This window comes from Thioclava sp. F34-6, from assembly GCF_002213235.1.
In the GTDB taxonomy this organism is placed as follows: domain Bacteria; phylum Pseudomonadota; class Alphaproteobacteria; order Rhodobacterales; family Rhodobacteraceae; genus Thioclava; species Thioclava nitratireducens.
This window is the reverse complement of record NZ_NBOA01000002.1, coordinates 568055-582761: the sequence shown is the minus strand read 5'-3', so window position 1 is coordinate 582761 and position 14707 is coordinate 568055. Positions and strand designations below refer to the sequence as shown.

General features: G+C 65.8%; 13 protein-coding genes and 1 tRNA gene. 8 read left to right on the top strand and 6 right to left on the bottom strand.

Going from position 1 to position 14707, the window contains the following annotated elements:
- Nucleotides 1-32: 32 nt before the first annotated feature.
- The 4 genes from B6V72_RS06000 to B6V72_RS05985 all read left to right on the top strand — a co-directional run bounded on the left by B6V72_RS06000 (nucleotide 33) and on the right by B6V72_RS05985 (nucleotide 5518).
- A complete protein-coding gene (locus tag B6V72_RS06000; protein WP_346394064.1) occupies nucleotides 33-932 on the top strand; it encodes an HAD hydrolase-like protein in 900 nt (299 codons plus the stop codon).
- A gap of 216 nt (nucleotides 933-1148) precedes the next feature.
- Nucleotides 1149-2138 (top strand): PAS domain S-box protein, encoded by a 990-nt coding sequence (locus B6V72_RS05995; protein WP_168173015.1) that lies wholly within the window; start codon nucleotides 1149-1151, stop codon nucleotides 2136-2138.
- 116 nt (nucleotides 2139-2254) lie between these two features.
- Entirely contained in the window at nucleotides 2255-3550 is a 1296-nt protein-coding gene (locus B6V72_RS05990) for an MFS transporter (protein ID WP_206185770.1), read from the top strand.
- A 129-nt stretch (nucleotides 3551-3679) separates the two neighbouring features.
- Nucleotides 3680-5518, top strand: a complete 1839-nt coding sequence (locus B6V72_RS05985) for a heavy metal translocating P-type ATPase (protein ID WP_088735058.1) — start codon at nucleotides 3680-3682, stop codon at nucleotides 5516-5518.
- A gap of 48 nt (nucleotides 5519-5566) precedes the next feature.
- On the opposite strand, the gene B6V72_RS05980 is transcribed toward B6V72_RS05985, so the two are convergent.
- The 5 genes from B6V72_RS05980 to B6V72_RS05960 all read right to left on the bottom strand — a co-directional run bounded on the left by B6V72_RS05980 (nucleotide 5567) and on the right by B6V72_RS05960 (nucleotide 8700).
- Nucleotides 5567-6040 (bottom strand): glycine zipper 2TM domain-containing protein, encoded by a 474-nt coding sequence (locus tag B6V72_RS05980; protein WP_088735056.1) that lies wholly within the window; start codon nucleotides 6038-6040, stop codon nucleotides 5567-5569.
- Nucleotides 6041-6186: 146 nt separating this feature from the next.
- Nucleotides 6187-6263 (bottom strand) — tRNA-Arg (locus B6V72_RS05975).
- Between the two features lie 41 nt (nucleotides 6264-6304).
- Nucleotides 6305-6772, bottom strand: a complete 468-nt coding sequence (locus B6V72_RS05970; protein ID WP_075774298.1) for a GNAT family N-acetyltransferase — start codon at nucleotides 6770-6772, stop codon at nucleotides 6305-6307.
- Nucleotides 6773-6840: 68 nt separating this feature from the next.
- Nucleotides 6841-7662, bottom strand: coding sequence for a lytic transglycosylase domain-containing protein (locus B6V72_RS05965; protein ID WP_088735107.1), 822 nt, complete (start codon nucleotides 7660-7662; stop codon nucleotides 6841-6843).
- Nucleotides 7663-7851: 189 nt separating this feature from the next.
- The gene (locus B6V72_RS05960) at nucleotides 7852-8700 is read right to left on the bottom strand and encodes a hypothetical protein (RefSeq protein ID WP_088735054.1); all 849 of its coding nucleotides are present in this window, start codon (nucleotides 8698-8700) and stop codon (nucleotides 7852-7854) included.
- Nucleotides 8701-8860: 160 nt separating this feature from the next.
- Between B6V72_RS05960 and B6V72_RS05955 the strand changes: the two genes are divergently transcribed.
- From B6V72_RS05955 to B6V72_RS05940, 4 genes are all read left to right on the top strand, one after another.
- Nucleotides 8861-10933 (top strand): [FeFe] hydrogenase, group A, encoded by a 2073-nt coding sequence (locus tag B6V72_RS05955; RefSeq protein WP_088735053.1) that lies wholly within the window; start codon nucleotides 8861-8863, stop codon nucleotides 10931-10933.
- A 189-nt stretch (nucleotides 10934-11122) separates the two neighbouring features.
- Nucleotides 11123-12373: an efflux RND transporter periplasmic adaptor subunit gene (locus B6V72_RS05950; RefSeq protein WP_088735051.1), complete on the top strand. Its 1251-nt coding sequence runs from the start codon at nucleotides 11123-11125 to the stop codon at nucleotides 12371-12373.
- Nucleotides 12370-13074 (top strand): ABC transporter ATP-binding protein, encoded by a 705-nt coding sequence (locus B6V72_RS05945; protein ID WP_088720062.1) that lies wholly within the window; start codon nucleotides 12370-12372, stop codon nucleotides 13072-13074. Before B6V72_RS05950 ends, B6V72_RS05945 begins: the two co-directional genes overlap by 4 nt.
- On the top strand, nucleotides 13074-14279 hold the full coding sequence (locus B6V72_RS05940; RefSeq protein ID WP_088735049.1) for an ABC transporter permease: 1206 nt from the start codon (nucleotides 13074-13076) through the stop codon (nucleotides 14277-14279). The genes B6V72_RS05945 and B6V72_RS05940 overlap by 1 nt, the downstream gene beginning before the upstream one ends.
- Before the next feature lie 87 nt (nucleotides 14280-14366).
- Here the strand turns inward: B6V72_RS05940 and B6V72_RS05935 are convergent, their stop codons facing one another.
- Entirely contained in the window at nucleotides 14367-14678 is a 312-nt protein-coding gene (locus B6V72_RS05935) for an ETC complex I subunit (protein WP_075774291.1), read from the bottom strand.
- Nucleotides 14679-14707: the final 29 nt, after the last annotated feature.

Sequence of the window (14707 nt, the reverse complement as noted above, 5' to 3'; positions counted from 1 at the left end):
CATCAACGAAAGTGCTTAGGGACGACCTTCTGATGACAATGACAGCGCAGGAAGCGCTTGTGGCCTATGAGCGCGCGCGCCACAGACTGCCCTCCCCCGGGCTGGCCAAGACGAGCCGGATGGCCCGCGACCTCTCGGAGCTTGCCGATCTGTTCGACGTCTTTCTGCTCGATGCTTTCGGCGTGCTCAATATCGGCGAGACCGCCATCGAGGGCACGCCCGAGCGCGTCGCGGCGCTGCAAGCGGCGGGCAAGCGGGTAATGGTCGTGTCGAACGCGGCGGGCTTCCCGCACGACACCCTGATGCAAAAATACACAAGGCTCGGCTACAGCTTCGCGCCCGAGGATGTCGTCACCAGCCGTGCCGCCCTCGTCTCCGCCCTGCGCACCGCCCCTCCGCGCGCCTGGGGTCTGATGGCGAGCCGCGCGGCCGGGATCGGCGAGTTGGACGCGTTCGATGTCACATGGCTCGCCGAAGACCGTGCCGCCTACGACGCGGTCGAGGGCTTCCTTCTGATCGGCGCGGCGGAATGGACCGAGGAGCGGCACGCCCTGCTCGAAGCCTCTCTGCGCGACAACCCGCGCCCGGTCTGGGTCGGCAATCCCGACATCGTCGCCCCGCGCGAGATCGGTTTCACGCAGGAACCGGGGCACTTTGCCCACCGGCTCGCCGATGCGACGGGCATCGCGCCGGAGTTCTTCGGCAAGCCCTTCACCAATATCTACGATCTCACCTTCGCGCGTCTCGGCCCGGTCGACCCCGCGCGCGTGCTGATGGTCGGCGACAGCCTGCACACCGACATTCTCGGCGCGCAGGCCGCCGGTATTCGCTCTGCCCTGATCGCGGGACACGGGTTCTTCGGCGGCGAGGACGCGCAAGCGGCAATCGCGACCTGCGGCATCTGTCCGGACTTCGTGCTGCAACGCCCGTGAGCCCGCGGCGACCAGTATAGTTCGACGCCCTCAGCGCGAGACTTGAGCCGTGCGCCGCGTCCTTGCTGCCATGCGGCATGCGGCGTCGCGCCGTCTCGGCGACAACGGGTGGCCGGACAATGCCCTCGGGCAGCCTTACGCCGCCGGGCTAAAGGGTATACTTCATATGCATCTTTTAGTATCTGTTGCCGGAAAAGCATGGAGACCAGACCTGTCATGGACTCACCAGAGAGCATCCAACAGCATTTGGCCGCTATCGTGGAAAGCTCGGAAGATGCGATCGTCACCAAGGACCTCAACAGCATCATCCTGAGCTGGAACCGCGGCGCGGAGAACCTGTTTGGCTACACTGCGGAAGAAGCCATCGGCCGGCCGATCACGATCATCTTTCCCGACGACCGGATGGACGAGGAGGTCGACTTCATCGCCCGCCTGAGGCGCGGCGAGCGGATCGCGAATTACGAAACGGTCCGTCAACGCAAAGATGGAAGCTCTGTCCCGGTGTCGCTGACCGTCTCGCCCGTGCGCGATGCCGAGGGACATGTCGTCGGCGCATCTAAGATCGCGCGCGACATCACCTTGCAGCATCAACTGGCAGAGCAGCAGCGGCTGCTTCTGTCAGAGATGCGCCACAGGGTCGGGAACGCCTTCGCCGTCGCGGCCTCCCTGATTGCCGTGGCCGCGCGACAGGCGGAAAGCGTCGAGCAGCTCAGTTCCGAAATGCGCTGCCGTCTCCACGCCATCGCGTCGCTCAACTCGATGACGGTGAACGACCCATCCGGCGACGAAGCGGAAGGCATGCCGCTCTCCTATCTCGTGAGCACCATCCTGAAACCTTTCAGCGAAGGGGCGACGGTCCAGACCTCGCTTCCCGATATTCAGGTGCGACCCGCCGCGATCACGCCCCTGACGCTCGTTCTGTTCGAACTCGCGACGAACTCGGTGAAGTACGGTGGCCTTTCGCGGGACGGCCACGGCCTCGAGATAAACGCCGAGATAGAAGACGGGCGCTTCGGGCTCACGTGGAAAGAACCCGGCATCACCGAAGCGGGGTCGGGCCAAGCAGAAAGCAAGGGGTTTGGCACGTCCCTGTGCCGGCTGACCGTATCAACCTCGCTCGGAGGTAGCTTCTCGCGCGAATTCACGCCAGAGGGTCTGGTCGCGACCTTGGACCTCGATCTGGCCGCCGTATCGGAAATGTCGTGAGAGCGACCGGCATCGAGATGCCTGCGACCTGAAGGTCTGGCCTGCCGATTTGCGTCCGGGCCGGAGTAAGGGCTACGTATACCCCAAAGATGGCGTCAAAATCACGAGGCTCGGCAATGACGCGGGACGACAGCGCATCCAAACCGGCAGAGCTTCGGCACCGGATCATGGCCGGCTTCATCGGCAACGTGGTCGAATGGTATGACTTCGCGCTCTATGGCTATCTGGCGGGCGTCATCGCCCCGGTCTTCTTCCCCTCGAACGACCCGACCGCGGGCCTGATTGCAACCTACGGGATTTTCGCGGCCGGGTTCCTGATGCGTCCTCTAGGCGCGGCGGTGTTCGGGTGGTTCGGCGACCGCTACGGGCGCGCCCGAACGATGCAGATCTCGGTCGTGATGATGGCGATGCCGACGCTGTTTCTGGGCATATTACCAACCTATGCGCAGGTCGGCGTGCTGGCGCCGGCACTTCTGGTTCTGGTGCGGCTGCTGCAGGGCCTGTCGGTCGGTGGGGAGTTCTCGTCCTCGGCGACCTATCTTGTCGAAACCGCGCCCCTGAAGAAACGCGGCCTGACGGGGAGCTGGGCCAATATCGGCTCCATGTCGGGATCACTTCTCGGGGTCGGGGCGGCGGCGCTGGTGACGAACCTGTTCGACGCGCAGACGCTCGCCGATTGGGCGTGGCGCCTGCCCTTCCTTGGGGGCGCACTCCTCGGGACGGTGGCGATCCTGATCCGCCGCAACCTGCACATGTCCGAGCATTTCCGGCAGCATCTGGAGGATCGCGACGAGACGTCTCCCCTTCTCGAAGCCTTCACGACGAACCGTAAAGAGACGCTTCTGGCGGTGGCCTTCGCGGCCAGTTACGGCACCTGCTACTACATCGCCTTCGTCTATCTTCCGGAATGGCTGTCCGGCCAGGGCTTGATGGCGCGAGACACGGCGCTTCTGATCAACACCGCGATGACGGTCCTCGTGATCCCCGCGATGCCACTGGCGGCGATCGTGGGCGACCGGTGGCTGCCGCGCAGGGTCTGGATCGCTCTGGCGATCGGGTCGTTGGCGCTGGCCGCGTGGCCCTTGCACGAATGGATGCTCACGTCAGGCGGCGCGATTCTGCCCGTGGTGGTGGCGCATGCGGTGAGCTTCCTGCTCTTGGCCGTACCGCTGGGATCGGGGCCCGCCCTGTTCGCGGAGATGTTCCCCGAGCGGGACCGGCTCTCGGGCTATTCCGTGGCCTTCAACATCGGCCTCGGCATCTTCGGAGGTCTCACCCCGATGATCGCAACGAGCCTCATCGCCGCGACGGACCTCGTCACCGCCCCCGCGCTCTACATGCTCGTGGCGGGCTTGATCGCTGTGGTCGCACTCGTCTTCACCCCGGATCGCAGCCGCGCGCCCTTGCGCTGAACGGATCGCCTGGTGAAACCCGATTGAAGGCTGGACCGATCGCCGGGATGCGCTATCACGGTATCGGCGCGATCCTCTGCGGACTGACGCGCGATCGACCGTGAACCGTGCAGAAGGAACGCAGACCGGATGGAACAGCGCGGAACCGACCGTTTCAAGCTCGCTCTTCTCGCGCTCGCCGCAGCGGCCCTGATCGTGGGGCTCGCCTTCTGGTTCGCGGGCGCCGAGGCCATGGCAAAAGCGAGCTGGGTCGTCGGCGTCGTGCCCACCCTCGCCGCGCTGGTTTACGAAATCTCGCGCAGCCTGCGGCGCGGCGAAGTCGGCCTTGATATCGTGGCCGCGCTCTCGATGACCGCCGCGCTTGTCTTTGACGAAACACTCGCGGCGGCAGTCGTGGCGGTGATGTATTCCGGCGGCACGTTCCTCGAAAGCTTCGCCGAAGGCCGCGCCCGGCGGGAGATGCACGACCTGCTTTCCCGCGTCCCTCGGACCGCGACGCGTCACCGCGACGGCGAGCTGGAAGATATCTCCCTCGACGAGATCGCCCCCGGGGACCGCTTGCTGATCCATCAGGGCAACGTGGTGCCCGTGGACGGGACCTTGGCGTCCGAGACGGCTTTTCTGGACACATCGGCGCTGACCGGGGAGTCCTTGCCTGTGCGTATTGCGCACGGGGGCGACATCATGAGCGGCTCGACCAACGCGGGCGAAGCCTTCGACCTTATCGCGGTGCGGCCCGCGAAGGACAGCACCTATGCCGGGATCGTCCGGCTGGTCGAAGAAGCGCAGGCCTCGAAGGCGCCGATGTCGCGGCTGGCGGATCGCTGGTCTCTGGGCTTTCTCGTGGTCACCGTCGCCATCGCCTTCGCCGCGTGGTGGTTCACCGGAGACCCGATCCGGGCCGTTGCCGTTCTGGTGGTCGCGACGCCCTGCCCGCTCATCCTCGCCGTACCGGTCGCGCTGGTCGCGGGCCTCTCGCGCGCGGCGCATTACGGCGTGCTCATCAAGGGTGCGGGCCCGCTTGAGACGATGGCGCGTATACGCACGCTGATCCTCGACAAGACCGGGACTCTGACCGACGGCCGCCCGCAGATCGTGTCCATCGACAGCCATGACGGGATGGAGGAGGACGAGATCCTGCGCCTCGCCGCAGCGCTCGATCAGGCGTCGAAACACCCCGTAGCACAGGCGATCGTCGCTGAGGCGAAAGAGCGCGGCTTTACCCTGCCCGTCCCGTCGGATGTGGCTGAAATCGCCGGCGAGGGAGTCGTCGGTCATGTCGAGGGGCGCAAGGTCTTCGTCGGCGGCGACGATTTCGTAGCGGCGCGGGTCGGGCGCAAACCGGGCGATCACCCAGCGATGGCCGCCGGGGCGGTTCTCGTCGCCGTCGCAGTGGATGGCAGGATGGCCGGGCATCTGGTGATGGCCGATCCGCTGCGCGAAGGTGCGGGCGCGATGCTCGACGGGCTGCGTCAGGAGGGGATCGCCCGCATCCTGCTCGCCACCGGCGACCGGACGGACGTCGCCGAGCGTGTGACCGAGGGCCTCGGCCTCGACGGGTTGCGCGCGGGCCTCACACCGGACCAGAAAGTTCTCCTCGTGCTCTCCGAGCGCAAGAACGGGCCGGTCATGATGGTGGGCGACGGCGTGAACGACGCGCCCGCCCTCGCCGCGGCAGATGTCGGCGTCGCCATGGGCGCACGCGGGGCCGCCGCCTCGGCCGAAGCGGCGGATGTGGTGCTTCTCGTCGACCGGATCGATCAACTGCGCGCGGGCATCGAAATCGCCGCGTCCTCGCGGCGGATCGCCTTCGAGAGCGTCGCCGCCGGGATCGGGCTCTCCGTGCTCGGTATGATCGCGGCCGCCTACGGCTACCTGACCCCGGTCGAGGGGGCGATTTTGCAGGAGGTGATCGACGTCGCCGTCATCCTCAACGCCTTGCGCGCCCTCCGGATCAGGCCCGAGTGAGACCGCATCGCAATCGCGCGCCCTCACCCGGCCCTGCGCCGAACGATGCTATCGCAGGTAGACCTGGTTGCCGCTGCGCACGACGCTCACCCTGTCGCCGACGCGGAACTGGTTCGACATCTGGATCACGGTGATCGAGCCGCCATTGTCGAGCCGCACGGTCCACGCATAGGAGGTGTAGGTGCCGCCCTGGCTGGCGATGTTGCTGCCGACGATCGTGCCCGCGATCGCGCCGACGCCGGTCATCACGTCCTTGCCTTTCCCTGAGCCGAGCTGATGGCCAATCACGGCACCGACGAGACCGCCCGTGACCGCGCCGACGATCTGGTCGCCGTCACTGGTCCGGCGCATCGTGACCGGCTGCACCGCGACGATGCGGCCGTATTCCACACTTTCGTAATTGTAGGTGGTGCGCGTGCCGGGGGCCGGGCCGTTATAGGGCCCGGTCGCATAGGGACCGGGCGTCGGATTGCACGCAGCGACGCTCAGCGCCGCCGGCAGGACAAGAAGAAAGAAACGCATTTAAACCTCCATGGTAGCTCCGCCGCATGTCGTCGACATCGGGGCGTAGGAAGAGCTTGCCGCGACTCAGAGAGCGTTTCCTTGTTTTCGGACAATACGCGCGAAGAAGTCGCAGGCGGAGGCTGCATGGAGGGGAGAAAGTTTCTTGGCGATCCCTGAAGGACTCGAACCCTCAACCTGCTGATTAGAAGTCAGCTGCTCTATCCAGTTGAGCTAAGGGACCGCGTGGCCCCTAAATGCGCGATCGGGGCGCGCGGCGCAAGTTCAGATCGCGCGCATCAGGAAGACGGAATTCGGATCGGGTTGATAGCCGACATAGGGCCCGCATTCCGTAAATCCCGCGCGCAGGTAAAGCTGGCGCGCCGGAGCGAAGGAATCCTGCGATCCGGTCTCGAGATAGAGGCGCGCCATGCCCTCGGCGCGGGCGGCTTCGACCAACTGCTCGAGCATCCGCTGCGCCAGCCCCTGCCCGCGCATTTCGGAAAGGATGTGCATCGACTTGATCTCGCCCTCATCGGGCGCGATGCGCTTCAGCGCCCCCATGCCGACCGGGCGTCCCGCCTGCCGCATAACGAAAAACGAGATGCCGGGAGCGGCGAGCGCATCGGGCGGCAGCATATGGATCGATTCCGGCGGCGTATCGGCGTGCATCGCCGCCGCGTGGCGGGCGTGAAGCTCGGCGAGATCGCCCCCCAGCGGGGTCTCGCGCGCGATTTCGATCGTGTCTTGCATTGGGCATCCTCATTCGTGTCGGCGGCAGATTAGGCATGGCGCGCGCCGGCCTCCAGCGCGAAAACGCATCAGTTGCGAATGACTTTGCAGAAGCCGCCCCCATCGCGGATTTTCTCGCAGGTCGCCAGCGCCTCCTTGCGCGAACCCGCCGGAACCTGCGCGGTGTATTGCGCGCGTCGTCCGAAGGCCGGCATGACCGCACGTACGAAGCGCAGCTTCGTGTCGCCGATAACCCCGGAGTGGCGCGCGGCAGCCTTTTTCCCAAAAGTCTCGGCCGATCTCTGGGTGCGCCCGGCGGCCACGATGACGCCCCAGGGCGGGACCGGATCGCGGAAGTCGCGGATCGCCTGACCCTCCGCCAATGTGGTGCAGGCGACGAGGAAAGGCGTATCGCCATCGAGCCTGTAATCCACCCTATCTGGCGGCGTGTCGCGCCAGTCTTCTGCCGAGTGGCCGGTGATCGCGCGGACATAGGCCCGGGTTTCTCCCGCGAGGCCGCCGGTCTTCGCAATGAAGCCCGCCGCGCGATCCTCGCCGCCGTTATAGCCGATCGCTGCGAGGCCGGGATTGCCGAAGCGTCTGGCCATCTCGCCGAGGTAACGCGCCGAGGCCTCGATCGCTTGCGCCGGGTTGAACGGGTCGGCAAGCGCGCGCAGCCGCGCCGTGCCCGGCATGAATTGCGCGATACCCTGCGCGCCCGCCGGGCTGATCGCCGCCGGATCGAACCGGCTTTCGCGCCACAAAAGCCGCGCGAAATAGCCCGGATCGAGCCCAGCTTCGTCGGCCGCGCTTTGAATGAGCCTGCAGGTGTCGGCGAAATAATCCGTCAGTCCGATACATCGCCGCCCGTCCGCGGTGCAGCGCAGATCGGGCGCGGGCGGACCGATCATCGCCCGCGCCGGTTGCGCGTTCGGCGCCCCCGCGAGGGCACAGAGGATCAGGGCGGAAAGGACGGCTCGCATTGCGGAAAATTACCGGGATTCCCGGCGTGGGGCCAGCGCGAGTTCAAGGACGAAGTCACCAGACATCGTGCGGCTGCATGGACGAATGGGCTGGCGTCAAGCAGGGGTCGCGCAGCCCTAGTTGCGCAGCACCCCGGCGGCGGTCAGCGCGTGGCGGTCAGGCCGCCAGATATCGGCATGCGGTGTCGCGAAGGCCCGCGCGGCGAAGCGCGCCGTCACGCCACGCTCGCGCAGGAAAGCGCGGTCGATCTCCTCCTCTTTTCCGATGTCGATCGGCAACGGGTAAGCTTCCAGGCTGTAGCCGTGAAAACCCAGCTCCCCTTCGGGGCCAAGATCGCGATGCGCGCCTGCCATGAAAATCAGCGTGCAGGCCGAGTAGCATCGCTTCGTCACCCGCGTCTTCAGCCCCCGCCTCATCACGCGCTGCGCCAGCGCGCGGGCGGCAAAGACGTGCCCACCGGCGCTGTCGAGATCGATCGCCGAGACGCCCTGCGTCGGGGTCGCCTCGAACCGAGCCAGAAGATCGTAGCTGATATCGCCGGTGAGATAGGCGATTCCGTTTCGCACCTCCAGCGGCATCGGCCCGGCATGAGCGATCGGCGCCAAGGCCATCGTTTGCCGCGCCGATTGGTCGAGCGCATGCGTCGCGCTCACCACCGCGACGGCCCCGATCGCCACACGCGCGGCGAACAGCACATCGCCCCGTGCCCGCGCATCGACCCAATGCGAGACGCTGCGCCACGCCCCCACCACCTGCCATACCGCCAGCGCGATGTCCGCGAGGATGAGCATTGAGAAGAGTGGCATTGGCACCGGCGGCGACACGACCTGCCAAAGCCGAGCCACGGCGAACCGCCCGCCGATCAGCACGACTATAAGCGCGATCCACGGCGGGTACGCGCCGCGCCAATATGCGCCGATGCCCCAGAGCGGGGCTGGTTGCGATGTCCGGGTGGCTCGGGCCATTCACGCCATCCTTTCGAGCACTATCAAGTGTCAGTGTAGCACGACCGAGCCGAAAACCGGGAATCCGCCTTTCCGACCGGGCTGCGAGGCAGACCTAAGGTGGACCTTCTGCGACGACGGGAGCCTCTGTTATACTTATCGGATAGGGAGGTTTCTTCGCATGATCACGCTGACGATCAATGGGCGACATATCGACGTCGAGGACGGCACCAGCTTGCTGGAGGCGGCGAAGACAGCCGGCATCCACATCCCGACCCTGTGCCATTATCCCGGCCTGCCCGCCCATGCCGTGTGCCGCATGTGCCTCGTGGAGATCGAGGGCACGCAGAACCCGCAACCGGCCTGTCGCACTCTGGCGAAGGATGGGGACGTGGTGACGACGGACAGCGAAGCGCTGACTGCCTTTCGGAAAGCCGATGCGGAATGGCTGCTCGCGCGGCATCCGAACGACTGCATGCGCTGCGAAGTGAACGGGGCGTGCCAGCTCCAGCGTCTCGTCCATGAGAACCAGTGGGAAGAGCGTTGGCCGAAGACGCCGGCCGGGGCCGTCACCGCGTCGGAAGAACTCTCCTGCGATCACACCTCCCCCAGCATCTGGCGGGACTTGTCGAAATGTATCGAATGCGGGCTTTGCGCGGAGGTCTGCGGCGACAGCGTGCAGAACCAGAACGTGATCGGCTTCGCCAATCGGGGCTTCGACCGGCGCCCCGTCACCGTCTTCGACGTGCCGCTGTCGCAGACCAACTGCATTTCCTGCGGCCAGTGCACGCTTGTCTGCCCGGTTGGCGCGCTGATCGAGGCCCCGCATTGGCACGAGGTGCTGCGCACGCTCGATGCCCATCGGCGCGTCTCCGTGGTTCAGGTCGCCCCGGCGACCCGCATCGCCATCAGCGAGGAATTCGGTCTGGAGTCGGGAACTGTCAGCACAGGGCGCCTGATCAATGCGCTGCGGCTCCTGGGGTTCGATTATGTGTTCGACACGAATTTCGCTGCCGATCTCACGATCATGGAGGAAGGCACTGAATTGCTGTCGCGCCTCGAGGCCGGGACGGAGCTGCCGCTGTACACCTCCTGCTGTCCGGGCTGGGTGAATTGGGTCGAGTTGAACCGCCCCGATCTTCTGCCGCATCTGAGCACGACCAAATCGCCACAGCAGATGCATGGCGCGATCGCCAAACGGGGCCGCTTCGCGCGGTCTCTGGGCCCTGATTTCGCAGACGGCAAGGCCGAACCCTACGTGGTGAGCGTGATGCCCTGCACCGCCAAGAAGGACGAGGCTCAGCGGCCCGGCGTCTCGGGCGACGTGGATCATGTGCTCACCACCCGAGAGCTGGCGCGGATGATCCGGTCGCGCGGGATCCCGTTCGGGGCGCTCTCCGAGGACGGGCAATTCGACAGTCCGCTGGGCGAGAGCACCGGGGCCGCACAGATATTCGGCGCCTCGGGCGGCGTCATGGAGGCGATGGTCCGCACGGCTGCGCATTTCAAAGGGGTCGAGCACGATCTGCCGCTGGAATGGGAGGCATTGCGCGGTGTGCGCGAGGGCGTGAAGACCGCGACCATTCCCGGCGTCGGCACGGTGGCCGTGTGCAACGGGATCGCGTCCGCCCAGCGCATGCTAGAGGATGAGACGTGGCGCGAGGACTATGTCGCGATCGAGGTCATGGCCTGCGTCGGTGGCTGCCTCGGCGGCGGCGGCGAGCCGAAATCCATGGACCCGCAAATTCTGCAAAAACGCGCCAAGGCGATCTACAGCGTCGATGCAAAGGCACCGCGCCGCCGTTCCTATGAGAATGCGGATGTGCAGGCGCTCTATGCCTCGGAACTGGGCGCGCCGAACTCCCCGACCGCGCACCATCTGCTCCACACCCATTACGCCGCCAGACATTCCAAGCGCTCGCTGCTGATGCGCTTTCTGGATTGCGTGGACCGGCGCGACGGTGCAGCGGCTGCAAAGCTGTTTCATCCCGACGGGATCTGGTCGACTGCCTCTCCCTTCGGCGTGCTAACCGGCGCGGACGAGATCGCGGGGCTCATCAACGCGAAGCTTCCGCCGAACCTGCGCGGCGCGAAATATGGGCGCCACCAGATGGAGCGCTCCTCGGATATCGACGATCTCACGGTCCTCGCCCCCGACGGGAGCCGCAGCCGCTTCGATCTGGAGCTGAGCACCGTGGAGGAGGACGGATATTCGCAGATGGCGATCAAGACCCTCACGCGCACGGTCCTTTGATGCGGTGATGTGCAAGCATTGCCCGCAGCGGCCGACGACAGATCGCGAATTGATCAACTCGCCGACCCCACGCGCGTTTCTTCTACCCTTCTTGTTCTAGAGCAAAGCCATAGCGGGCGACGGGGTTCATCCTTTGCGACGTATCACACCTGCCCTCCCTGCGGGACGAGAAACCGGAACGGATTCATCATGCCGAGTCAGAGCCGCGACGAGATCGAACACGTATTGTCCAGCGCGAAAAGCCGCCGACCTTGGCGGCTCTGGGCCCTCGGCGCGGGGGCCCTCGTGATCGCGGTCGGCGCTTGGGTCTGGTTGGCGCCGTCCCGCGACAGCACCGGCACAAGCTACATCACGCAGGCCGTCACCCGGGGCGATTTGACCGTCACGGTCACCGCGACCGGCACGGTGCAGCCCACGACGGAAGTCGAGGTCTCCTCGGAGCTGTCGGGTACGCTGGCAAGCATCGACGTCGACTATAACGACGAGGTCAAAGTGGGTCAGGTCCTCGCGCGGCTCGACGATACGAAATTCAAGGCGCAGGTCGCCAATGCCGAAGCCGCGCTCGCGGCCGCCAAGGCGCAGCTCGCACAGGCCGAAGCCACCCAGAAGGAAGCGACGGCACTCTACGAGACACAGGCGGAACTGGACCGGCGTGGCGTCTCGACCCATAGCACCTTCGTCACCTATATCGCGCAGCGCGATCGCGCGGTGGCGGCCGTTCAGGCCGCGAAAGCGTCGCTGACTTTGGCCGAGGCGAACCTTGCTTTGGAGAAGGACGATCTGCAGAAATCGGTCATCCGGTCCCCGATCAACGGCGTCGTTCTGGACCGCAATGTCTCGGCCGGTCAGATCGTGGCCGCCTCGCTATCCGCGCCCACCTTGTTCACGCTCGCCGAAGACCTGCGCCGCATGCAGTTGCTCGTCGATATCGACGAGGCGGATATCGGTCAGGTCGCGGTCGGCAATGACGCGACATTCACCGTCGACGCCTATTCCGGTCGCTCTTTCCCGGCGACGATCACGCAGGTGCGCTACGCCCCCGAGACAACCGACGATGTCGTGACCTACAAGGGTGTGCTGGCGGTCGACAATGCCGACCTGCTGTTGCGCCCCGGCATGACCGCGACGGCGACGATCACCGTGGACGAGGCCAAGGACGCGCTCCTGATCCCGAATGCGGCGCTGCGCTATGCGCCCCCGCAACAGGTCGAAGACGCAGGCAATGGCGCGAGCGGGCTCATCGGCCTCGTGATACCGAGCCGACCGGGTTCGGAGAGCGGTACCGCGAGCGGGAAATCCGTCTGGGTTCTTCGCGACGGCACCCCTGTCGAGGTTGCGGTCACGCCGGGGGCGACGAATGGCAAGTTCACGATCGTCACCGAAGGCGACCTGGTCGTCGGCGATCAGGTCATCACCGATCAGCGGGACACGTCGCGATGAGTGAGCCGCTCCTCGAGCTGCGCGGAATCGAGCGCCACTACGGCCACGGGGAGACCCTCGTGCGTGCACTCGACGGCGTGGATCTTCGCGTCGAACCGGGGGAATTCCTTGCGATCATGGGCCCCTCGGGGTCGGGAAAGTCGACCGCAATGAATATCATCGGCTGCCTCGACCGGCCGACCGCGGGGAATTACCTGTTCAACGGCGTCGAGGTCGCGACCCTGAACCGCGATCAACGGGCCCTGCTGCGCAGGCATTACCTCGGCTTCGTCTTTCAGGGCTACAACCTTCTGCCCCGCACCACCGCGCTGGAGAACGTCGAGCTTCCGCTGATCTACAAAGGGATGCGGAAGGCCGAACGCGTGGCGCGCGCCCAGCTGGCTCTGGCACGCGTCGGGCTTGAGGGGCGCGAGGATCACACGCCGTCGCAGCTCTCGGGCGGTCAGCAGCAACGGGTCGCGATCGCGCGGGCGCTTGCGGGAGAACCGATGGTTATGCTCGCCGACGAGCCCACGGGCAATCTCGACACCAAACGCAGCGTCGAGATCATGGACCTGATGCAGGATCTCAACCGCGAGTCCGGCCTGACCATCGTCATGGTCACGCATGAGGAGGATATGGCCGCCTACGCTTCGCGCCTCGTCGTCTTCACCGACGGCCGGGTCGTGCGTGACGAGAAGATGCGCGAGGGGGCCCTGTGATGCTCTGGGAAACCATCCGGCTCGCACTCACCGCGATCATCCGAAACGCGCTTCGCTCCTTTCTCACCGTGCTGGGCGTCGTGATCGGGGTGGCGGCCGTCATCGCGATGATGACCGTCGGCCAAGGCTCCTCGGAACAGGTCTCGGCGAATGTCGCCGCGCTCGGCACGAATGTTCTCGTCCTGCGATCCGGTGCGCGGATGATGGGGCCCGGATCGCGCGAGGCCGCCCCGCCCTTCAAGCTGTCGGACGCCGAGGCGCTGAAAGACCTGAGCAGCCTCTCCGCCGTCGCGCCGGTCGTCTCGACCGCGGCCACGGCCGTGTTCGGCAATAATAACCGCATGACTTCGATCACCGGGACGACCTCCGCCTATCTCGATATCGGTGGCTGGTCTCTCGCACTCGGGCGCAGCTTCACCCCGGCCGAGGATCGCAGCGGCGCCAATCTTTGCATCATCGGCGAGACCGTGCGGACGACCCTGTTCGGCGCGACCGATCCGACCGGCGAGAAGGTCCGCATCAAGGCGATTTCCTGCGAGGTGATCGGCTTGCTGAAAGCGAAAGGCGCAGGCTCGTTCGGGCAGGATCAGGACGATCTCGTCATCATGCCCATCCGAACGGTGCAAAGACGGCTGATGGGCAGTCAGGACGTTTCCACGATCTCGGTTCAGGTCGCGCCGAACGTGTCGACGGCCCGGGCGACCTCCGACATTGAGACCCTGATGCGCGAGCGGCGTCGCATCGCCATCGGCGAAGAGGACGATTTCTCGGTCTTCGACATGGCCGAGCTGAGTTCGATGCTCAATTCCGTCAACTCGGTGCTCACCGGCCTGCTCTCCTCCGTCGCGGCGGTCAGCCTGCTGGTGGGCGGCATCGGCATCATGAACATCATGCTCGTCTCGGTGACCGAGCGTACCCGCGAGATCGGCATCCGCCTCTCGGTCGGCGCGCAGGCGCATCAGGTGCTGATGCAGTTTCTGGTGGAGGCGGTGGTGCTCTCGGTTCTGGGCGGGATCATCGGCATCCTCTTCGGCCTCGGCCTCGCCTATGTCGCGTCGCGGATCATGGCGATCCCCTTCTCGCCACGCCCGGATATCATTCTTCTCGCCTTCGGCTTCTCGGCGGTAGTGGGAATGGTCTTCGGCTACTTCCCGGCGCGACGCGCGGCACGGCTCGACTCGATCGATGCGCTTCATTACCAGTAGAGGCGGTGGCCGGGTGGCCCCTGAAACGCAAAACGGCGCTGCCACCGCAACGCCGTTCTCGTCATTCGTTGGTGATGACCTGGCCCCTCAATGCGTCCAGTTCGCGCGGCGGTCGGTGGCGAAGTTCTCGCCGTAGCCGCGAGCGCGGACATTCGGCGCGCGCTTATGCGGCTCGGTCACGACGTAATCGATGCCCTTTTCCTTGGCATAGGCTTCCGCCGCTTCGCGTGTCTCGAAGCGCAGCCGTACCTGCGCCTGCGTGTCGTTCGAGCTGGTCCAGCCCATCAGCGGGTCGATTTCGCGAGCGTCGGCAGCGACGTAGTCGAGATACCAGAACCGCGTCTTCGCGTTGCCCGATTGCATGGCGTTGCGGGCGGGTTGGTAGATGCGCGCGCGCATGGGCAAACTCCTCTGCGATACCTCTGGCT